This is a genomic window from Microcoleus sp. CAWBG27 (assembly GCF_020883145.1).
Taxonomy (GTDB): Bacteria; Cyanobacteriota; Cyanobacteriia; order Cyanobacteriales; family Microcoleaceae; genus Microcoleus.
On sequence record NZ_JAHREU010000016.1, the window covers coordinates 78,618 to 99,753 of the forward strand.

Consider the following 21,136-nt stretch of genomic DNA (forward strand, 5'->3'; position numbering starts at 1 on the left):
CTTCAGTCCTTCTTAAGGTTCGTAGTGAGGACTTCAGTCCTTCTTAAGGTTCGTAGTGAGGACTTCAGTCCTTCTTAAGGTTCGTAGTGAGGACTTCAGTCCGCTCTCCGGTTTATAATCAAATCAGGACTAAAGTCCCGACTACAAACAAAAAAAAATGCAGATAATTAACTTAAACTGATATTATATTGTAGGGCGATCGCGCTCTACGTTAAAAAAACTCCCCGTATCAAACACTAAGTATTATTTATCCCTTAAAAAAATCCAACAACTAACTATCCAACTATGACTCAAACTACCGATCACCTCAGCCACCTCAACCCATCCCAGCGCCAAGCAGTCGTCCATTACAACGGGCCGCTGTTAGTAGTAGCAGGCGCCGGTTCTGGGAAAACCCGAGCTCTAACTTACCGCGTAGCTAACTTAGTACGCACCCACAGAGTCGATCCTGAAAATATTCTGGCGGTGACATTTACGAATAAAGCTGCTAGGGAGATGAAAGAAAGAATTGAGAAATTGCTGGCGACTCAGCAAGCTGAAGTGGAATATGGCAAACCTTTGGCAGATTTAGCGCCGGAAATACAGACGAAATTGCGATCGCAAATTTACCACAGAATTACCAAACAGATTTGGATGGGAACCTTTCACTCTCTGTGCGGCCGCATTCTCCGCTACGACATTGAGAAATATCAAGATGAAAAAGGCCGCCAGTGGAAGAAGAATTTTTCGATTTTTGACGAGTCAGATGCTCAAACTCTCGTCAAACAAATCGTCACCAAAGTCCTCAACCTCGATGATAAGAAATTTGACCCGCGAAAAGTCCGCTACGCCATCAGCAACGCTAAAAATAAAGGTTGGTCGCCTCAAGAATACTTAGCAGCAGAACCAGATTACAGAGGCCGTATCATTGCCGATGTTTACAGCCGCTACCAAGATGCTTTAGCAGCTAACAATGGCTTAGATTTTGACGATCTAATTCTCGTTCCCGTGAAACTTCTGCGCCAAAACGAGCAAGTTTTAAATTATTGGCATCAGAAGTTTCGACATATTTTAGTAGACGAATACCAAGATACTAACCGCACTCAATACGATTTGATTCGGATGTTAGTCACGAATAATGTTGACCCGAAACTGTTTGATAAATGGCAAAACCGCTCGATTTTTGTCGTGGGCGATGTCGATCAATCAATCTACAGTTTTCGGATGGCAGATTATACCATCTTGCTGGAATTTCAACAGGATTTCGGCGACGGTTTTTCGGACGAGAAGACTCAGACAATGGTAAAATTAGAAGAGAATTATCGATCGCGCGAAAACATCCTGCAAGTCGCCAACCACTTGATCGAACACAATACCGAACGCATCGAGAAGGTTCTGCGCCCGACTCGCGAACCCGGATCTCCGATTGTGGTGTGGCGCGCTGACAACGAGTTAGATGAAGGACAATTTGTGGCTGGTCAAATTCAAACGCTGAAGCGCCAAAACTCGGAATACGAACACGGCAGTAACTTTGCGATTCTCTACCGCACAAATGCTCAATCTCGCTCCTTTGAAGAAGCGTTAATGTACTTGGATATTCCCTACAATATTGTCGGCGGGCTGAAGTTTTACGATCGCAAAGAAATCAAAGATATCCTAGCATACCTGCGGACGATCGCCAATCCCGACGATAGCGTCAGCCTCAAACGCATCATCAACACTCCCCGCCGCGGCATTGGCGACACCACATTTGGTAAAATCGAAGATGCTGGAACCCAGTTGGGGATTCCGTTGTGGGAAATTCTCAGCGATGAGTCTTCTGTAAATACCCTCGCAGGGCGATCGGCAAAAGCTATTATTAAATTTGCCCAAATGATTCACCATTGGCAACAAAAACTTGAAACCACGCCCGCGTCGCAAATTGTCCAAGGAATTATCGAAGATTCTGGTTACATTGACGATTTGAAAAACCAAGGAACCGAAGAAGCCGAAAACCGGATCGAAAACGTTCGAGAATTGTACAACGCGGTGCTACAATTTGAAGAACAAAACGAAGAACCCACCCTCACATCATTCTTAGCCAAAGCATCTTTAGCATCCGATTTAGATGACTTGAAAGAAGACGATTCCCGCGTATCGCTGATGACGCTGCACTCAGCAAAAGGGTTAGAATTTCCCGTAGTATTTCTAGTCGGAATGGAACAGGGTTTATTTCCCAATTTCCGCAGTTTGGATGACCCGAAAGCGATTGAAGAAGAACGCCGTTTGTGCTACGTCGGCATCACTCGCGCCCAGGAATTGCTATTTCTCACTCACACTCGCGAACGCCGCCTCTGGGGAGGATACCGCGAACACTGTACGCCTTCGCTATTCTTGGGCGAGTTACCAACACATTTGCTGGCTGGAAGTACGAAGAAAACTAAGACTGGTAAAACGGCTGCATCCCAGGGAAAGACTAATAATTCAGCAGCTAATTCTGGAAGTTCTCCGTCAGAGTGGAAAACGGGCGAACGAGTTTTTCATCATGCTTTTGGAGTCGGAGAAATTACCCACGTTTTGGGAGTGGGTGATAAAACTAATCTGGCAATTAAGTTTACAGGTTTGGGCCGCAAAATCATCGATCCGAGAACAGCGAAGTTGCAGCGAGTGTGATAGAATACCCTGCGGTTGAAACCGCGTCTATACAGGCAAAACCCGGATGGTGCGCGGGTTGAAGAATGGGCGGTAAAAATGGCGGTAAAAATTACATTGTTTTCTTCAGTCGGCGTCCGGCGGACATCGTTTGTGTAGACGCGGTTTCAACCGCCGGATTTTCCAAGTAGAAAGCAGAAATCATAACATAAACTCTTATGCCTTACAGTCAATTTACAACGCTTGGTAAAGTTAAAGAAGCCTTCAATCTTACAGTAGTTGAAGGAATCAGATTTTTGCCGGAAATTGAGCCGATCGCACCCACGACTGTTTTGCAGACCATGCTGGAGACAAATTTGCCTTGGGCGATCGCTACCAGCACCGAAAAAGCCCGTTCAGAAGCTATTATCAACCCTGTCTTGCTGGAAGTTCGCAACATTCTGAACCAACAAATCAGCGTGTTTTCGGGTGAAGAATTTAATGTCGATGCTGCTGTTGGACTTACAGGAGTCTGCGATTTTCTGATCAGTCTTTCCCCCGAACAATTAGACGTTGAGGCCCCAGCAATTGTGATGGTAGAAGCGAAAAAAGGAGATTTGAAAGTAGGTTTGGGTCAATGTATTGCTGAAATGGTGGCCGCCCAGAGGTTTAATGAAGCGAAAGGTCGATCGATCTCAGCCATCTACGGCAGCGTTTCCAGCGGCACAGCTTGGCGGTTTCTCAAGCTGGAAGGGCAAATAGTGACGATCGATCTTACCGACTATCCCCTACCTCCCGTCGATCGAATATTGGGATTTTTAGTGTGGATAGTACGCCAAAATTAGCATCATATCAAATCTGTGCGCCCTTCTTTATTAACAGGCAAGATGCCTGTTCCACAAAAAAATTCACTCTTTGTGGAACAGGCATCTTGCCTGTTCCTAAAATACTTATTAAAATGATCCAACATTTTATATCTTATTCGACTACCTGAGATTCCACACGCCTGTATTTACCCGCCAAACGTTCTCGACGTTGGCGGCGGTTGTCAGCTTCAAATATGGCAATCGCTTCATCTAACTTCAAATTAAAAGCGTCCAACTGTCGGCAGACTTCACGGATATTTTCAACGTGTCGCTTTCTGGTTTCAGCATCGGGGATTCTAGGTTGTTGATTCATCGTAAGTTCCAATCCATTTTGATTTCTTGAATGCTTGCTGCTGAGGCATCGACAATAGCCTCTCCGTCTTCTATCGTTCCATACAAAAAGTTTAGCGTATCCGCAGTCGCAGCGGGTTGAGATTCTGTCACCTGCTGCAAAAGCCTGTACAAACGATTGTAAGAGGTTCTCAACCTTTCCTTAATATTATCCAGAGATTCTAGTTCGGGGAGTGTCGCTTCTGTCTCGCCAAACTGCTGCATGAATATATATTCTGTGGCGGTTGTTTCGTTGAGGATTTCCACTAGCCGTCGCTGTAAACTGAAAATTGTATTGAGGATGTCATCAGGTAGCTTTGCCATTGTCCTTGATTTTTAGGAATAACAACTTCACACAATATATCAGAATGTTTGAGTGCATTTAATTTGGCAAATATATTCGTAGGCGCGAAGCATTTCGGTAGTAAATCTCTGATTCTCACTAATAAATTGTCTGCCGAAATGCTTCGCCCTTGCACTCATAGAAATGCTCCCCAATCCTCCAATCAAAAATCTCAAATTGATTGACTTCCCTGCATTGCCAATAACGCACTTCCATAGGCAGCGGCAGTATGAATCGGCGTTTCAACAGGCACTTTCAAATAACGCTGACGAATCGCACTCCAAGCCGCATTTTTGGCGCCACCGCCAGCCGTATAAACCTTTGTCAAAGGAGTTGCGCCCAACTCCTGCAATAATTGATATCCCCGCGCTTCAATCCGCGCGATGCTTTCTAGCAAACCGTGCAGAAATTCCACTGAATCAGTCGGACGCGGTTCGAGTTTTGGCGGCAAATTCGGGTCATTAATTGGAAAGCGATCGCCATTTTTTAACAATGGGTAATAATCCAGCAAACTCTCTTGTTTAGCATCAATCTTTTTGCTCAAACTCTCCAACTCAGCATCAGTAAAGAAGTGTCGCAGCACCGCACCTCCCGTATTAGAAGCGCCTCCAACTAACCACAAATCGCCTAATTTGTGACTGTAAATTCCGTATCTCGAATCATCTACGCGGGTATGACTTAACAGTTTCACAGCTAAAGTTGAACCGAGAGAAGTTACTGCTTCCCCCGGTGAATTGACACCGCTTGCTAAAAATGCTGCAATGCTATCAGTTGTGCCAGCACAAACTGTACAATGGCGTGGGAATCCGAAGCGATCGCCCACTTGAGCTCTAACTTCCCCCACAGGCGTACCCGGCGCGACAACTTGCGGCAAAACAGGCATTGCAGCGCCCGAAATTCCCTCGATCAGCCAATCGGGATAGCACAAAGTATCAACATCGAAACCGAGTTTTAACGCATTGTGATAGTCGCTAATTCCTAATTTTCCGTGCAGCAAAAACGCCAGCCAATCGGCTTGATGCAGGAAAACCGTAGGGGCGGTGGATGGTGCGTGCCCGCCCAAATGCTGCCACCACAGCAGTTTTGCCAGACTCGATGTAGCGCTTAAGACTGTGTGGTTGGCTGGTGCGATCGCCCGTAACGTCTCTGTCACCGCTGCACCGCGCCCATCATTGTATAAAATCGGCTCACATACGGGTATACCATCGGTATCGCACAGCATGACAGTGGAAGATGTGCCGTCAAGGGCGATCGCCCTTACCTGACTGCGGATGGTTGGGGGGATTTGCTCGATCGTCTCCCACAGCGCGTTTTGCCACACCGAGGGCAATTCCGGCGGTTGTGCGTCGGCAAAAGTATATGCTGTCTCACAATGTATCATACCCTGGGAGTCGATGATTGTCGATCGAGCGCCCGTGGTACCGAAATCTATTCCCAAATAAAGATTCATTTATCACTCCCGCGAATTTTCCCATATCTCAGAAACCGGGTTTTTTTACGAAAATTTTTCGTTGTCACCCACAGATTATATAAAAAACCCGGTTTCTTTGGCCTTAGTGCGTAAGTTCACGGGTTAAGCATGGGGGCGAGAAACCCGGTTTCTACGAGTTTTGCGTTGAGTGACGAGAAATATAGCAAGAAACCGGGTTTCACCAGATTATCGTGTTTCTACATATTCGCATAGCGTAGTTGGTTCGGGAATTGGTAAACCTTCCTCCCGCAATCCTTCTAAGTGAAATTCTATCGCTTCTTTAATTTGCTGCTGTATTTCGGCAAGGGTTGCGCCTGTGGCTGCACATCCGGGTAAATCTGGCGCGTAAGCTGAATAGTTATTGGGTGTTTTTTCAATGACAATGGCATAACGCATTAGTTGAGATCCTCATCTTGATGATTGGTTTCGACTTCGTTAGGTTTTTGTTGCTCTTTAACTTCTTTGAATTGAGCTTGTTTGAGAATATTATTGGATGTACCAGGAGCCAAATCGTCAGATAGTTTACCGGGAACTGTAACTAAACCGGATTTGGTAGGATGTTTGTACTGGCGGTGACTTCCTCGCGTTCTAGCTAGATACCAACCGTCTGCCTCTAGTTGTTTAATGATATCTCTGACTTTTGTTGGCATTTATTATTAATGTAAGTAACAGGTATTGAAATGACTAAAAGCCGATTACTTCGTAGAAAAAGGTTCGAGAATAAATACTTAAAAAGGGGCTGAAATTGCTATAGATTACAGCTTACAGCTCTTGATGCGAAAGAAGAGAGAACCACACAACCAACCCCAACCACCCCAACACCCCAACAACCCAACCCAATCCTTCTCCCCCCCACGCAAACACACGCGCACACGACGGGAGATGACCCCGTGGTGCTTCCAGATTAAAGGTTAAATCATCGTACTCCAACCAACCTTTCCTCCCCTTTCTCCTCTTTCGCCAACCGACACGATCGCCTAGCTTGCATTCAGTATCCCAATCAACTTTACCGCCTACTTCCAACCAGATTTTTTTCTGGACGCTAAAGCCAAAGTGACCCTGACTGTATTTTACCCACAATTGGTCGAGCGTCCGCAAATCATCGCCAGGAAAATTCTCGATCGAGTTCGTATCGAACCAACCTTCCTTCTCCCGTCTAGCAGCTATTAACATCACCTTGAATGTTTCCTGATCCGCCTCTTTCCACTTTCCTGCTGCTAATAAATCCCGCAGACGAGTATAGTCAACACCCTGCGCTGATTTAAGCGAGTCTGGTGGCGGTGGAGGTGTTTGAGGTGATAATTGAGGTGATTGAGAAGCAAGATCCTGCAAAACTTCAGTAGCAGATTGATAACGTTTTTTAATAGCAGGTTGTATCATTTTATCTAAAATCTGACCCAGTTCCGAACTGACAGATGTTTTTAAGTGTTCTCGCCACACCCACTCAAACTCGCTATCATCGAATAAATCAATCGGTTCAACCTCAGTTAACAGACACAGACAAGTGACACCGAGACTATAAATATCACTCGCATGAATAGCTTTGCCCTTGGCTTGTTCTGGTGCCGTATATCCAGCCGTCCCGATCCTCGTTCCCGTTACCGCTAGAGCCGTTTGTGTCGCATATTTCGCGGCACCAAAGTCAACGAGAACCAGTTGACCATCTTGCCGAAAAATAATATTTTCTGGCTTGATATCTCGGTGAATAACTTGGCGAGAGTGAATGAACTCGAATACGGGCAGTAAGTTATTAAGCAAGTTGCGAATCTGCGTTTCGCTAAAATATCCATGAGATTTTAATGTTTGGGCTAAATTTTCACCGTCGATGAATTCTTGGACTAAATACTGCCGTTCATCTTGACTAAAATATGCTAATAATTCGGGAATTTGAGAATGTTTACCCAACTGTTCTAGGCGGACTGCTTCAAGCTCAAATAATTCAGCAGCTTTCTGGATACTAGAAGTGCCTTGAAGTTGGGGGTAGAATTGTTTAATAACGCAGGGAGGTTTTGAGGGTTTATACTCGTCAATAGCTAGAAAAGTGCGCCCAAATCCCCCTTGTCCAATAATTTTTTTGGCTGCGTAGCGATCGCCCAATAGCAGTTTATTCCCACATTTTTGACATAATTTTGTAGAGCCCGACGGGTTTTGGAATAAGCAATCAGGGTTTAGACACTGGCTCATAAAATATGCTTATAAATTACAGATTCAAGCTCTCGATGCGATGCCAGCGGACATGGTTTTAAATGTGAAACAGCAGAGCCGGGTAAGGACATCGCATTGCCGATATGTGTCAACTTAAGTCTGAAACCTTTGTATCTCTCGCTTTTATCCTCTTGCCAGATCCCCCTAAATCCCCCTTAAGAAGGGGGACTTTGAGATCGCTCCGGTTCCCCCCTTCTTAAGGGGGGCTAGGGGGGATCAGACCTCGGCGATCGTTAGCAATCTGTGACTGAGTTTGACCTTAAGTTGAGACTAATAAGCAATGCCTAAGTCCCCACTCAAAACTCACTTAAACTTTTGTCCCGCACTCAGGACAAAACTTATTAGTCGAAACATTCTTCGCGCCGCAACTCGGACAATAAATCAACTCCGCAGATTCCAACTTGCTGCGTTCCGGTAAACCAACCATTTGAGCATTGCTCTTGCCCGGAACAACCATCGGATAGCAGTTTTCGTCCCTCGTTACCTTCACGTTCATCAACACGGGGCCGTCGTGAGCGAGCATTTGACCGATCGCACTTTGCAACTCATCCGGCCGCGAAACCAGCATCCCCTTCACGCCGTAAGCTTCGGCCAGCATCACAAAATCCGGCATCCCTACAGTCATGTTCGACGACGAATAACGCTCGCCGTAGAACGCCTGCTGCCACTGCCGCACCATCCCCTGCCAACCGTTATTTACGATCGCAATCTTGACATTAATGCCATATTGTGCTAGAGTTCCCAACTCTTGAATATTCATTTGGATGCTAGCATCGCCAGCAATACAAATCACTTGCTCGTTGGGTAGCGCCATTTTCGCGCCCATCGCCGCCGGCAACCCAAAACCCATTGTTCCCAAACCAGCGCTCGAAATCCAGCGGCGCGGCCCGTTGTTTAAGAATTGAGCCGACCACATTTGATGTTGACCGACATCCGTTGTGTAGTAAGCATTCGGCGCTTGAGTCGCCAACTCCCAAATCACCTCTTGCGGAGACAAAATCTCTGGGTAATGAGGCACAACTAACGGATAATCCTGTTTCCAGCGATCGATCCTGTGCAGCCATTCCCCAGTTTGTCCGGCAGTTCCCGAAACACCAGTTTCCCGACAGCGACGCAGCATATCCATCAAAACTTGCCGGACATCTCCGACAATCGGCACGTCTGGGCCGCGATTTTTGCCGACTTCCGCCGGATCGATATCGATGTGAATCACCTTAGCGCGCGCGGCAAACTCGTCTAGTTTTCCCGTTACCCGATCGTCAAACCGAGCTCCGACAGCAATCAACAAATCGCACTCCGTAACGGCAAAATTAGCGTAAGCAGTGCCGTGCATCCCCAGCATTTTCACAGACAGAGGATGGTTTTCATCAAAGGCACCTTTGCCCATCAGCGTTGTTGTCACCGGCAGTTGGAACATCTCGGCGAGTTCCTTAATTTCCTCGTGGGCCCCGGCTGCGATCGCCCCGCCGCCCACATACAGCAAAGGACGCTTCGCTTCCGTCAGCAAATGAATCGCTTGACTGATTTGCCGGGGATTTCCCTTGACTGTCGGGCGATAGCCAGGAATTCTCACCGATCCGGGTGTCACGGGTAGATAGTCAAACTCTTCTAAACCGACATCCTTGGGCACATCAATCAACACCGGGCCCGGGCGTCCCGTACTCGCGATGTGGAAAGCTTCAGCGACAATTCGCGCCATATCTCTCGGATCGCGCACTACATAGGAATGCTTGACAATTGGCAAAGTAATGCCGTAAATATCAGTTTCCTGAAACGCATCAGTGCCGATCGCCGGACGCGGAACTTGACCGGTAACAACCACCATCGGGATAGAATCCATGTGGGCCGTCGCAATCCCCGTCACCAAATTAGTTGCACCCGGCCCGGAAGTCGCGAAACAAACCCCAACTTGTCCGGTAGCGCGGGCGTAGCCGTCAGCCGCGTGGGCTGCGCCTTGTTCGTGCCGCACCAGAATGTGTTTGATCCCGCCGCTTTCTTCAGCGCGGTAGAGCTCGTCGTAAAGCGGCAAAATTGCGCCACCGGGATAACCAAAAATATGCTTGACGCCGTGGCGGATCAAGCTGTCGATCAAAGCAAATCCACCAGTTGCACGTTTGACGGCTACTTTAGTTTTTAGTTGCACAGAATTTTCGTCCTTAAAGTAATTATGATTTTTAATGAAAGCTTGGATACTACTTTAATCTCAATAATCAAACTCTGATAATTTAACTGCTAATATTTTACAAAAAGTTTCGCGAGCGATGTGCGATCGTCCGATCGCGAAATTGTGAAACAGCAGAGGAAGGAAAGAAACAGGAAAATTGCCGAAGCAGAACAGCGGGCGGTTGGAAACCGCTGCGACACAGACAAAACCCGCCTCCGCTGGTTAAAAAACTGACGGTTAAAGTTACCTTATTTTCGACCGTTGGCGTCCGGCGGACATTGTTTGTGTAGACGCAGTTTCAACCCTACGTCGGATCTAGAGATACTCTTAAGTCTTTAATACTTTGCGGGTATGGTACCAAGCTGCCAGGCCCATCACTGGAACTAAAAAGCCCAAACTCAGCAGCACGATCCGCAAGCCGAGGTCATCCGACCCGACGGCTTTGCTGACAGCATCCGTCAGCGGGCCAGTCAGTGCTAAAGGCAAACTGAGGGCAATGTTAATCGCATTGTTCTCCAAGCCAAAAACTTTTCCCCGCATAGATTCGGGAGTTTTTTCTTGAATCAAAGCTTGCATCGGGCCGTTAATTAAGGAAGCGCCAAAACCGAACAGAGCACTCAATCCGAATCCCAGCCAAAGCTGTCTGACAAAGGCAAACATTCCCAACACAAAACCCATCATTACGAAACCAATTAATGGCAAAGGTTTGTTGTGCATTCGATCGCCCCAGTGGCCCAAAAACGCCGCGCCGAAGACCATTCCGATGCCCGCAGCAGCCAGCAAAAACCCAAATTGAGTTTCTTTGAGACCTATTTTGCCCGAAAGTGCGATCGCCAGAACTTGCAGCGCCGCAAACACCGAATACAAAATGGTCAACTGCACCATCGCGTTGCTAATCAGGCGATTGTGCTTCAAATACCGCAAACCTTCTTTAAAGTCTTGCCAAGGATGAACATTTTTGCCACTGCTACCGCCGCGATTTTCTTTAATGTGCATCAAGTAGAGCAAACCTGCTGAGATCAGGTACAACCCGCCCAGGAAAAACTCTTGAGAAGCTGGCCCGTAACTGTGTTTGAGCCAACTAAATATCGGTTCGCCGATCGTCATTCCGACAATTATCCCGCCCATTGTGGACGAGGCGAACAGAGCATTTGCCGACATCAGTCCCTCTCGCCCCACAGCCAACGGGATTGCCGCCGCCTCTGCGGGAGCAAAAAATTGCGTTACGGTAGACACTAAAAACGTGAGTACCAACAACACCACAAAAGTTTTGGGCAAAAACGGCAAAGATCCAATCAACACCGCTCGGATCGCGTTGCAGCCGATCAGCATTTGCTTTTTGGAAAAGCGGTCTACCACGATACCGGCCGCCGAACCAAAGACGATCGCCGGCAGCGTGTAGGCGATCATCACCGCTGACAGCATCGAATTTTCCGAATGTTGCCAAGAAACGGGCCAGGGTCGGTAGTCGCCTGTTTTAAGCAGAATAATCAGCAATACGTAAAAGATTTTATCCGCCACTTGGGCCAACAACTGGCCAGTCCACAAGGTGAGGAAGGGGCGATTTCTCAGTAGGGCATCAAGCCCGCTGCGGTCAGGGGGAGGGCTAGCTGGGTGCATAGGAATAGTTTAACTGACCGCTTCTGGCAATTATAGTTTTCAGCAATACGTGCAAATCTGACTTGTGCAAAGCGGAAACCGGGGAAAAATCCTGTCTCCTGCGTTCTTTTTCTGTTTTAGCAGATCGGCGACGGAGGGCTTGGGTCTTTTTCACTCTAGCGCGATCGGTCTATCCCCGAGCTCCCGCACCCCGGAAAATCCGAGAACATTGTTAAAGGTTGGCGTGCGTTCGATCGCGAGTACAACATAAGGTAGTATATTTGACAAAATACTTGCTATTGGCAGCGATCTTAAAAGATGTCACGCCGATTAAGTAATATAACGAAAGTAGTAATGTTAGGAGTGAGAAACTTGAAAAAGGTTGAAGCTATTATTCGCCCGTTTAAACTTGACGAAGTGAAAATCGCACTCGTCAATGCTGGGATTGTGGGGATGACTGTTTCTGAAGTTAGAGGTTTTGGCCGTCAAAAGGGCATGACAGAACGCTATCGTGGCTCTGAGTACACCGTTGAGTTCTTGCAAAAGCTCAAGGTCGAGATTGTTGTCGAAAACGATCAGGTTGACATGGTGGTTGATAAAATTATCGCTGCTTCCCGCACGGGCGAGATTGGCGACGGCAAGATTTTCATCTCTCCTGTAGAACAAATTATCCGCATTCGGACAGGAGAAAAGAACCTGGAAGCAATCTAATATACTGGGGCATTGGCCAAACAGGGCATTGATCGTCTGTCAATTGACCACAATAAATAAGTAAGGTTCGTAGTGCGTCCTGGCGTCCGTAGTTTCAGAGCGTCCTGGCGTCCGCACTACGAACTGTTTTTGTTATGACTTGAGTCCGCAGTCTTAGAGCGGACTGAAGTCCGCACTACGAACTAATGACTAATGACTCCATTTGTGGTAATAGAGCCTGGAATGCTCGGCCACGGTGTGAGTGCGATCGCTTAATTTCCGGTGTCATTTCCGCAAAAGTCTGTTGCTGTTGAGGCACGTAGAAAATCGGGTCATATCCGAAACCTCCCGTACCGCGAGGAGAGTGCAGGATTTCGCCGCGACAAATTCCTTCTACTTGCAGGGCAATTGTACCGTCGGGACGGGCGATCGCGATCGCACACACAAACTGCGCTCCCCGGTTTGGTTCGGTTCCCAATTCTTTGAGAAGCCGAGATATCCTGTCAGCATCGGTTTTTCCGTAGCGCGCCGAGTAAATCCCAGGTTGACCGTCGAGTGCATCTACCATTAAACCAGAATCATCGGCGATCGACCATTCACCGATCGCTTTAGCGATTTCAGAAGCTTTCAAACAAGCATTAGCAATAAAAGTCTCGCCAGTTTCCTCTATTTCCAACTCTGCCGGCTTCAGTTGCAACTCCCATCCCAAATCCTGAAGATAAACCTGCATTTCCTTAACTTTGCCGGGATTGCTGGTAGCCACAATTAGCAATTTGCGATTATTCATAATTTCGCTTAAAACTTACGCATTGATACTAACCAAGATATTGGAAAAGCTGATTTTAGCATATTAGCGCGGTCAAACTAACTTTTTCTGCTTCTGCGATCGCACGATCTTCCAAAAACTTGTAGAATTGTACAAATTGTCCGACAAAATTAATGACCAAAAAACCCTGCTCATGCCCGGGCTTTAACGTACCCGCGTTTATAATAGTTAAGTTGCCAAAATGTCGAACCATCTTATGATTTGTATGACCATTGATGACATATCTGTATTTTCCATCTCGAATTAAGTTTTGGAGATCTGTGTTTGCTTCAATCGCATACCCATAATCATCAGGCTTTAGGCGAACCATATCATTTTCCCCAAGCCCGTGACATAAAAGTGCTAAACCATGAGGTGTTGGAAATTCCCTAGTTGCAGGGAGAGAACTTAAAAATGAATGCGAAGTAACCGAAAGAGAATCTGGCTGTGTAGCATTTTTTAGATCTCGCATTTCATTTTTTAATAACCAGCGATCGTGATTCCCTGAAACTGTTAAAATTGCTTCGCGACTCAAGATATCACAGCATTGATTAGCGTCACCTAAACCATCAACAATATCTCCGACAGAAAGGATATTGTCAACATTTTGGGATCTGAGAAAATCTACGGTTTTCTCTAGCAATTGTTCCTCAGTGTGAATATCGCCGATCGCACCGATAACATTGAAGTTTTTGTTTATAATCATAGTAAAGATATCACTCATCGACGATTAAATTTTAACAGCGGACAATTAACAGCAAAAACCTAGATTGGATTTTCGTTGTCAATTGTCAACTGTCAACCATCAACTGTTTAACCTTTCTGCGCCCAATCCTTTGCCCAATTCAAGTTTTGCATCACCTCTTTCAAAGTCGCAGCTTCCGAATACAACCGCAACACCGGTTCAGTACCGCTAAACCGAATTAACAGCCAACTTCCGTCAGCTAAACGGAATTTATATCCGTCAACTTTGTTGCAATCTACTACTGCTTTGCCGGCGATTTCTGTTAATGGTTGATTTTGCAGCAGCGACAGCAAACGCGCTCTTTCTGCCATGCTTGCTAGATGCAAGTCAATGCGATCGTAAGCTGAAGTAAAATTAGTCTCTGTTTGCAGTCGGCGATAGATGTCGCTCAAATCTTCCCCGGATTTGACAACTGCTTCTAACAAATACAGCGCCGATAGCAAAGCATCTCTTTCGGGAATGTGCGTACCGTAGCCGATTCCGCCGGATTCTTCGCCGCCGACTAGGACTTGGGTGGTTAACATTCGATCGGCTATATACTTGTAACCGATCGGCGTTTCAAACAATGGTAAGCCGTAAAGTTCGGCAATTTTGGGCATGATGTCGGAACCGCTGACTGTTTTGATGACTTCCCCGGTGAAGCCGCGCCGTTTGGCTAAGTGTTCGATTAATATAGGAACTAGGATTTGCGAACTGAGGAAGTTTCCGCTAGAGTCAACGGCTGCAATCCGATCGCTATCTCCGTCAAATACAAATCCGATCGACAAACCAGATGCTTTTCGCTGGTGAGTCCGCATGACGCGGAACAATTGCGACAGGTACCGCGGCAAAGGTTCCGGTGCACCGCCTCCAAACAGCGGATCGCGATCGCTGTTGACTTCTTGCACAGTTTCTTCTAAAATTTGTGCTAATCCGCCCGCCGCCGCGCCGTGCATTACATCTACAAATACTGTAATTTTCCCGGATGCGATCGCCCCCTTAATCGCTTCAATATCCACCATTTCCCGCAAGGTTTTGCAGTAAGCCGGCCAAGGATTGAAATTTTCCAATTTTCCGGGAGTTGCTGAAAGTGCCGCCGGATTTTCGAGTTTTGCTTCTATCTGTTGCGTAACTTCGGGCGAAACTGAACCGCCAAATCCGCCCTTGACTTTTAATCCTAAATATGCACCGGGATTGTGGCTGGCTGTCAGGACGATCGCACCTAAAGCATTTAATTGTTTGGCAGCTAAACTAAAAGCCGGAGTTGGGGCGTAGGATTCGCTGAGGAGCACGTCAAATCCGGCGTTTTGGACTGCCTTAGCTGCTGCGAGGGCAAAATCTTCAGCCAGAAATCGGCGGTCGTAACCGACAATTACAGTGCCGCTACTGGCATTATTGCCGCCGGTTTGTGCGAGAACTTGTGCTGCTAGGGGAGCTACCAACGCTACGCGATCGAATGTAAAATCGTCAGCAATGATGCCGCGCCAGCCATCTGTACCGAATTTAATAGGATTCATTTAGTCACAAGCCATAAGTCACTCGTCTATTTTATGAGCTTATTTGGCGATCGTCAGTCGATTTTAGATTTTAGATTTTAGATTTTAGATTTTAGATTTACTTGCAGCCTTGAATCTGGCAGCTTGAACAACACTCTAAAATTTTGGGAGCTCCATTTATGGACTGTACGTGGTACGGTACCCGTTTTGGGGCTGGTGAAAAGTCATCATTAGTCAGCAGTCATCAGCCCAATCACAACTGTCAACTGTTAACCGACAACCGACAACTGATATCAATTCCGGCTGTACCGGAATGATTTAACCGCAGAGAACGCAGAGAACGCAGAGGAAGAGAAGAGAGAGATGAATACAGGACGACACTAACGGATTTGATATGACAACTGTCAACCGACAACTGACAACTGACAACTGTCAACCGACAACTGTCAACTGTCAACTGTCAACTGTCAACTGTCAACTGTCAACTGTCAACTGACTAAAAGAATGCCGGTTGGTGGCGGATCAAATTCAGGAATTCTTCGCGAGTTTTTTGTTCCTCCTGAAACACGCCCAACATCGCACTCGTCACTGTCCAAGCACCGGGTTTTTGCACGCCCCGCATCGTCATGCACATATGGCTAGCTTCCATTACTACAGCCACTCCCTGTGGTTCCAATATTGTCTGAACTGCTTCGGCAATTTGGCGCGTCAAACGTTCTTGTACCTGCAATCGCCGGCTGTACATTTCGACAATTCTCGCTAGTTTGCTCAGTCCCACTACTTTTTGGTTGGGAATGTAAGCTACGTGAACTCGACCCATAAATGGCAGCATATGGTGTTCGCACATACTGAAGGCGCTGATATCTCGCACCAGTACCATTTCGTTGTGACCTTCGTCAAAGATAGCGCCGTTGAGGAGTTCTTCGAGGGATTGACTGTAACCGCTGGTGAGAAACCGCATTGCTTCTGCTACCCGCTTCGGGGTTTTGAGCAATCCTTCGCGTTCGGGATCTTCTCCTATTCCCAGCAGCATTGTCCGAACGGCTTCCATCATTTCTTCCTGACCTATTTCTGAGGCTACGGGAACGTTGGATTCTTGACCGTGGGAGGAATTGCGATCGGGTCGAGTGGCGATGCGGGGCAAGTTGTTATCGGCGGTTGCGGGCTGTTTCATGGTGTCAGTTGAGATTGAGTTTGAGCCGTTCGTACCGTTATTCGATGCAATTGTCATAAAAAGTTGGTGTGAGGATGAATCTATTTTCGATTTTCGATTTTCGATTCGGCATATACCTATCGATTTTCGATTTTCGATTTTCGATTGAGGGATAGAACGAGAGATTCAAAGATTGTTGAATTCGATAAAAATCCAGCTTTCTACAATCTCAAGTTCACAAAATTCCGGCGTTGGACATGAGCGTCATTTCTTCAATGACTGCACTTGCCGGTAACTGAACTGCGTGCAGGATTGATTGGGCGACGATTTCTGGAGTTAACATCGCGCTGCGATCGAAATCGGCTTGCACGCTCTCTGTGTCCCACATGGGAGTGTTGACAGAACCCGGACAGATTGCTGTGACGCGAATTCCGCCAGCCCGTTCTTCGGCGGCTAATGTCTTGGACAAAGCCATGAGACCGAATTTGCTGACGCAGTAGGCTCCCCAGTTGGGGAAGGTTTGGGTGCCTGCGATCGAGGAAACGTTGATGATGATTCCCGATCGCCGATCGCGCATTCCCGGCAAAATTCCTAAAATACACTGCCAAACGCTAGTAAGATTGAGGTCTAGAACGTTCTGCCAGTCGGCTAGGGGCGTTTCGGTCAACGAGCCGGTGTAGCCCATGCCAGCGCTGTTGACCAGGATATCTACGGGGCCGAATTGAGCTGCGATCGCGCTGATGCCGCTTTGCACTTGCTCAATTTTTGCCAAGTCTAAGGGATAAGCTTCTGCTTTCACTCCGAATTCTCGGGCTGCGGCGGCAACGGCTTCTAGGTTTTCTGACTCTCGGCTAACTAAGGCCAGATTTATGCCAACGGCAGCGAACGCTAGAGCCGTCGCTTTGCCAATACCGCTGCTGGCTCCGGTAATCAGAGCCTGCTTTGTTGTTCGATCGTTCATTCAGTGTCCTGATAGTTCCTAATTTTACGGAAAAACACGGAAATTAGTTGTCAAGTGCTACCTTGACGCCTGCGAACTACTCAACCTTCGATCCCATTCCCAAGGTATCTGGGACTACTTTTCGCATATTTTCGATCGGCAACTACCTGTCAAGTGTTGCAGTCTGTTTCGGCAAATCAGACAACTGTCTGCTGCGGGTGATAACAATTAATTATGAGAGAAACATTAAGAACTGTTAAGCCGATCTCACCTGAGAAATTATAACACTGCTGACAGATTCGCAGAACAGTCAGGTCTGAGTTATTAGTTATGAGTGTTAAGTTAAGAAATTTGTAATTCATAACGAATAACTCAAAGGAGCGATCGGCTCAAGCAACCTTTTCAGTGAACACACCGATGTCGCGGAATTTTTGATACCGGAGATCGCGCCGCTGCTGGCCGGTGAGCTGTGTCAGTTCTGCTAAGTTTTCCAACAAAGCTCCTTTGAGCATAGCCGCAGCTTTCAGGGGATTGGAGTGCGCGCCACCAACGGGTTCGGGTACTATCTGATCGAGAACGCCGAGGTTTTTCAAATCCCAGGAAGTAATTTTGAGGGCTTCGGCGGCTAAGTTGGCTTTACCGGAGTCTTTCCAGAGGATGGCCGCACAAGCTTCGGGGGTGGCTACGGTATACACGGAATGTTCTAACATTAACAGCCGCTCGCCGACGCCGATACCTAATGCGCCGCCGGAACCGCCTTCGCCGATGACAGTGCAAATAATCGGAACGTCGAGGCGAAACATTTCTCGGAGGTTGCAGGCGATCGCCTCTCCCTGTCCGAGCTGTTCGGCTTCTAAGCCCGCCCAAGCCCCCGGAGTGTCGATAAAGGTGAAAATTGGCATACTGAAGCGATCGGCGTGTTCCATCAACCGCAGGGCTTTGCGGTAGCCGCCGGGAGCTGCCATCCCGAAGTTGCGGGCGATATTGTCTTTGGTGTCGCGTCCTTTTTGATGGCCGATGATGACTGTAGGACGCCCGTCTATGCGGGCAATTCCGCCGACGAGGGCGGGGTCGTCTCCCCCGCGCCGATCGCCGTGGAGCTCGATCCACTCGTCGCTAATTGCCTGAATGTAGTCGAGGGTGCTGGGGCGGCGCGGGTGACGGGCGAGTTGCAGGCGTTGCATGGGGGACAAGCTGCTGAAAATTTCTTGTCGCAGTTGGGCGGAACGAGCTTCGAGTTTGCGAATTTCGTCGGTGACATCGACGCTGTTTTCTGCGGCAAGTTCGCGAATCTGGTGAATTCGGGTTTCGAGTTCGGCCAGTGGCTTTTCAAAATCTAGGAGTAGTGGTTTGCGGTCTGGGTTTGCCACGCTGATAATTTCTATAGGGTTTTTAACGTGAAAGTCGATCGACTGTTTCCCGATCCTACCCTGTCAGGTGTTGCTGAAAAAGAGGGTTTATCGGAAGTTTTGAATTTTGAATTGTGCTTTGCTTCGCAACCAGAGTTGAAAACCTGAGGCTTGAGCCTCGTTTTTTGCTACACTATTTTTGCTTGATCCGAGAGTTTTACCAGAAAGAATTGGTTTAAAGCCAGAACTCTTGTAGGTAGAAATTAAAATCAGACTATTCATTAATCCAATCCTCTTGCTTCCAGGTAGCTGTCAACTGCTTTCCTGTCAACTGTCAAACGATTTTGGATTGGGGAGTGAAGATTTTTGATTGTCAACTGTCCCGGCTCAACAGTCAACTCTTCCTTCTTCCCTCTTCCTTCTTCCTTCTTCCTTCGTGACAACTGTCAACTGTCAACTGTCAACTGTCAACTGTCAACTGTTTAAGCTACCCCTATGCCCGCCCACAGCCACAAAAGACCTAACCCTGCTGAATTGTTCCAAAGCGCAAAAAGCGATACAAGTGCGATCGAACTCAGTCCGTCGGAAGCTTTGACAGCTATTTCAGTCTTAGCTGTTGCCGCCGACGGTGAAATATCCGAAGCCGAAAGACAAACCCTTGCCGCCAATCACATTCGCTTGTTCGGCTCTTATTCTGGCGAACACTTCCAAGAACTATTTAAGAAAGTTCTGAAATTGAGCAGTCAGTACACTCCGGCCGAAGTATTTGCCGCAGCTAAAAACGCATTGAATGCTCAGCTTCGAGAAACAGCTTTTGCAATTGCCACAGATTTGGTTTTGGTAGATGGAGTTTTCACAACCGAGGAAAAAGATTTCTTAGTTGAACTTTCCCAAGCTCTCGACATCTCCGAAGCAATGGGCAAAAAAATCATCGAAGTCATGACCATCAAAAACTGCGGGGACAATTTGATGCCAGCTCAATCTATTGAATAAGTTGAGCGATAGACTACTAGATCGTGTCTGTTAAATAAACGTTAGCTGTATATTTTTGACCGAGGGGCACTCTTTGTGCTGGCTGCCAAAAACTTTTCTTCGAGTTGTGCGATCGAACACAATCTTAACTCTCAACTCTCAAAAAAAAGTTACTGGTTATTGTCAGAAAAACTTTCCTCAATAACCAATAACCTCAACAAATTACATCAAAATGACATCAAAGGTCGGAAACCGTGCTTAACGGAAATTGCGCCGATTTGCTCCATCTTTTCTACAGTAATTTGATTCCGTCCCCAAGAAAAATTGGTGTACAACTTTTCAAATTCCAGCAGCATGGATTCCGCAAAACAGGCAAATAACTGCCGGCCCGGCACATCCATATTCACAATCTTCATAATCTTCCACTCAATATCGAGGGAATGCTCCACAATCCCGCCATTGAGTACGTAAATTTCGGGATGCTGAACCTGAGTTGCCAGATTTTTCGGATAACCACCGTCAATCAACAAACAGGGTTGCTTCAATGTCTTCGGGTCAATTTCTACTCCCTTTGGCATACTGGCTACCCAGACTACAATATCCGCTTGGGGGAGAGCTTCTTCCAAATCCATGATTTTGCCTCGTCCCAATTCCGATTGCAAATCTTGCAATCGTTCTTTGTCGCGGGCAATGAGCAACAATTCTGCTACATTAGTTTTAACATTCAGCCAGCGGCAGACAGCACTGCCAATATCCCCAGTAGCACCACAAACCGCCACAGTAGCTTTTGAAAGTTCAATCCCCAATTTGGGGGCTGCTTCTTCTACTTGGCGGCAGAGGATGTAAGCCGTGTGGGTGTTACCAGTGGTGAAGCGTTCAAACTCCAACTTTAGATTGCGGATTTGCTTAATTTGCTGCAAGTTGAAGGTTTCAAAAATGATCGAAGAAAAGCCGCCTAAAGCAGTGATATTAATCCCGTTTTTTTGAGCGTGTGCCATCGCGTTAATGATTTTGCGAGTGGCTGCTTTGATCCGGCGAGTGGCTAGCATTTCTGGTAGAAAACACGACTCCACATAGCGGCCTTCTATTTTTTGCCCGGTAATGCTAGTGACAGTGATATGATCGACTATCTGGGGCGGTGCGCTGCACCAAAAATCGAGCCCTTGATCGGCATATTCTGGATAGCCCAGCTCGTTAGCTACTGATTGGGCGTGTTCTAAGCTGGTTAAGTGACCGATTAGACCAAACATTAAGTTGTCAAATGAAGGAAGAAGAAAGATGTCAGTTGACAGTTGACAGTTGACAGTTGACAGTTGACAGTTGTTAGTTGTCAGTTGTTAGTTGTTAGTTGTCTGTTGTCAGTTGTTAGTTGTCAGAAGGGAAATTAATTTTTTTTAATTTAGTTCCCGTTCTTTATTTCCAACTTTATTGGGGTACAAG

Annotated in this window: 21 protein-coding genes; 5 read left to right on the forward strand and 16 right to left on the reverse strand. The window is 47.0% G+C overall.

Annotated features, from left to right (window positions below; translation table 11 throughout):
* Positions 1-285 precede the first annotated feature (285 nt).
* Both pcrA and QZ938_RS12050 read left to right on the forward strand, forming a co-directional pair.
* Complete coding sequence (gene pcrA, locus QZ938_RS12045; RefSeq protein ID WP_293349010.1) at positions 286-2,631, forward strand: DNA helicase PcrA; 2,346 nt, start codon at positions 286-288, stop codon at positions 2,629-2,631.
* Between the two features lie 197 nt (positions 2,632-2,828).
* On the forward strand, positions 2,829-3,434 hold the full coding sequence (locus QZ938_RS12050; RefSeq protein ID WP_293349007.1) for a hypothetical protein: 606 nt from the start codon (positions 2,829-2,831) through the stop codon (positions 3,432-3,434).
* A 133-nt stretch (positions 3,435-3,567) separates the two neighbouring features.
* Here the strand turns inward: QZ938_RS12050 and QZ938_RS12055 are convergent, their stop codons facing one another.
* The 8 genes from QZ938_RS12055 to QZ938_RS12090 form a co-directional block, all read right to left on the reverse strand.
* Positions 3,568-3,768 (reverse strand): hypothetical protein, encoded by a 201-nt coding sequence (locus QZ938_RS12055; protein WP_293182164.1) that lies wholly within the window; start codon positions 3,766-3,768, stop codon positions 3,568-3,570.
* Positions 3,765-4,109, reverse strand: a complete 345-nt coding sequence (locus QZ938_RS12060) for a hypothetical protein (RefSeq protein ID WP_293349004.1) — start codon at positions 4,107-4,109, stop codon at positions 3,765-3,767. The genes QZ938_RS12055 and QZ938_RS12060 overlap by 4 nt, the downstream gene beginning before the upstream one ends.
* Before the next feature lie 191 nt (positions 4,110-4,300).
* Positions 4,301-5,578, reverse strand: a complete 1,278-nt coding sequence (locus QZ938_RS12065) for an FGGY-family carbohydrate kinase (RefSeq protein WP_293349001.1) — start codon at positions 5,576-5,578, stop codon at positions 4,301-4,303.
* 207 nt (positions 5,579-5,785) lie between these two features.
* Positions 5,786-5,995 (reverse strand): type II toxin-antitoxin system HicB family antitoxin, encoded by a 210-nt coding sequence (locus tag QZ938_RS12070; RefSeq protein ID WP_293142635.1) that lies wholly within the window; start codon positions 5,993-5,995, stop codon positions 5,786-5,788.
* Positions 5,995-6,249 carry a type II toxin-antitoxin system HicA family toxin gene (locus tag QZ938_RS12075; RefSeq protein ID WP_293338367.1) on the reverse strand — a complete coding sequence of 85 codons (255 nt, stop codon included), beginning with the start codon at positions 6,247-6,249 and terminating at the stop codon, positions 5,995-5,997. Before QZ938_RS12075 ends, QZ938_RS12070 begins: the two co-directional genes overlap by 1 nt.
* 112 nt (positions 6,250-6,361) lie before the next feature.
* Positions 6,362-7,783 (reverse strand): serine/threonine-protein kinase, encoded by a 1,422-nt coding sequence (locus tag QZ938_RS12080; RefSeq protein ID WP_293338369.1) that lies wholly within the window; start codon positions 7,781-7,783, stop codon positions 6,362-6,364.
* Between the two features lie 328 nt (positions 7,784-8,111).
* Positions 8,112-9,947 (reverse strand): biosynthetic-type acetolactate synthase large subunit, encoded by a 1,836-nt coding sequence (ilvB, locus tag QZ938_RS12085; protein WP_293142629.1) that lies wholly within the window; start codon positions 9,945-9,947, stop codon positions 8,112-8,114.
* Between the two features lie 348 nt (positions 9,948-10,295).
* Positions 10,296-11,588 carry an MFS transporter gene (locus QZ938_RS12090; protein ID WP_293142623.1) on the reverse strand — a complete coding sequence of 431 codons (1,293 nt, stop codon included), beginning with the start codon at positions 11,586-11,588 and terminating at the stop codon, positions 10,296-10,298.
* Between the two features lie 351 nt (positions 11,589-11,939).
* Between QZ938_RS12090 and QZ938_RS12095 the strand changes: the two genes are divergently transcribed.
* Positions 11,940-12,278 (forward strand): P-II family nitrogen regulator, encoded by a 339-nt coding sequence (locus QZ938_RS12095; RefSeq protein ID WP_006633346.1) that lies wholly within the window; start codon positions 11,940-11,942, stop codon positions 12,276-12,278.
* 175 nt (positions 12,279-12,453) lie between these two features.
* Here the strand turns inward: QZ938_RS12095 and rdgB are convergent, their stop codons facing one another.
* The 3 genes from rdgB to QZ938_RS12110 form a co-directional block, all read right to left on the reverse strand.
* Positions 12,454-13,044, reverse strand: coding sequence for an RdgB/HAM1 family non-canonical purine NTP pyrophosphatase (gene rdgB, locus QZ938_RS12100; RefSeq protein WP_293142620.1), 591 nt, complete (start codon positions 13,042-13,044; stop codon positions 12,454-12,456).
* Positions 13,045-13,099: 55 nt separating this feature from the next.
* Positions 13,100-13,786, reverse strand: a complete 687-nt coding sequence (locus QZ938_RS12105) for a metallophosphoesterase family protein (protein WP_293142617.1) — start codon at positions 13,784-13,786, stop codon at positions 13,100-13,102.
* An 89-nt stretch (positions 13,787-13,875) separates the two neighbouring features.
* Positions 13,876-15,303, reverse strand: coding sequence for a phosphoglucomutase/phosphomannomutase family protein (locus tag QZ938_RS12110; RefSeq protein WP_293348998.1), 1,428 nt, complete (start codon positions 15,301-15,303; stop codon positions 13,876-13,878).
* Positions 15,304-15,461: 158 nt separating this feature from the next.
* On the opposite strand from QZ938_RS12110, the gene QZ938_RS12115 reads away from it, so the two are divergent.
* On the forward strand, positions 15,462-15,599 hold the full coding sequence (locus QZ938_RS12115) for a hypothetical protein (protein ID WP_293142611.1): 138 nt from the start codon (positions 15,462-15,464) through the stop codon (positions 15,597-15,599).
* A 179-nt stretch (positions 15,600-15,778) separates the two neighbouring features.
* On the opposite strand, the gene folE is transcribed toward QZ938_RS12115, so the two are convergent.
* The 4 genes from folE to QZ938_RS12135 form a co-directional block, all read right to left on the reverse strand.
* Positions 15,779-16,513: a GTP cyclohydrolase I FolE gene (gene folE / locus QZ938_RS12120; RefSeq protein ID WP_293142608.1), complete on the reverse strand. Its 735-nt coding sequence runs from the start codon at positions 16,511-16,513 to the stop codon at positions 15,779-15,781.
* Between the two features lie 157 nt (positions 16,514-16,670).
* Entirely contained in the window at positions 16,671-17,396 is a 726-nt protein-coding gene (locus tag QZ938_RS12125) for an SDR family oxidoreductase (RefSeq protein ID WP_293348995.1), read from the reverse strand.
* A 368-nt stretch (positions 17,397-17,764) separates the two neighbouring features.
* Positions 17,765-18,745, reverse strand: a complete 981-nt coding sequence (gene accA / locus QZ938_RS12130; protein WP_293142602.1) for an acetyl-CoA carboxylase carboxyl transferase subunit alpha — start codon at positions 18,743-18,745, stop codon at positions 17,765-17,767.
* A gap of 260 nt (positions 18,746-19,005) precedes the next feature.
* Positions 19,006-19,167, reverse strand: coding sequence for a hypothetical protein (locus QZ938_RS12135; protein ID WP_293142599.1), 162 nt, complete (start codon positions 19,165-19,167; stop codon positions 19,006-19,008).
* Positions 19,168-19,219: 52 nt separating this feature from the next.
* Here QZ938_RS12135 and QZ938_RS12140 point away from each other — a divergent pair, with 52 nt between their 5' ends.
* Positions 19,220-19,717 (forward strand): tellurite resistance TerB family protein, encoded by a 498-nt coding sequence (locus QZ938_RS12140; RefSeq protein ID WP_293142596.1) that lies wholly within the window; start codon positions 19,220-19,222, stop codon positions 19,715-19,717.
* 206 nt (positions 19,718-19,923) lie between these two features.
* Here the strand turns inward: QZ938_RS12140 and QZ938_RS12145 are convergent, their stop codons facing one another.
* Positions 19,924-20,946 carry a long-chain acyl-[acyl-carrier-protein] reductase gene (locus QZ938_RS12145; protein ID WP_293142593.1) on the reverse strand — a complete coding sequence of 341 codons (1,023 nt, stop codon included), beginning with the start codon at positions 20,944-20,946 and terminating at the stop codon, positions 19,924-19,926.
* Between the last annotated feature and the right edge of the window lie 190 nt (positions 20,947-21,136).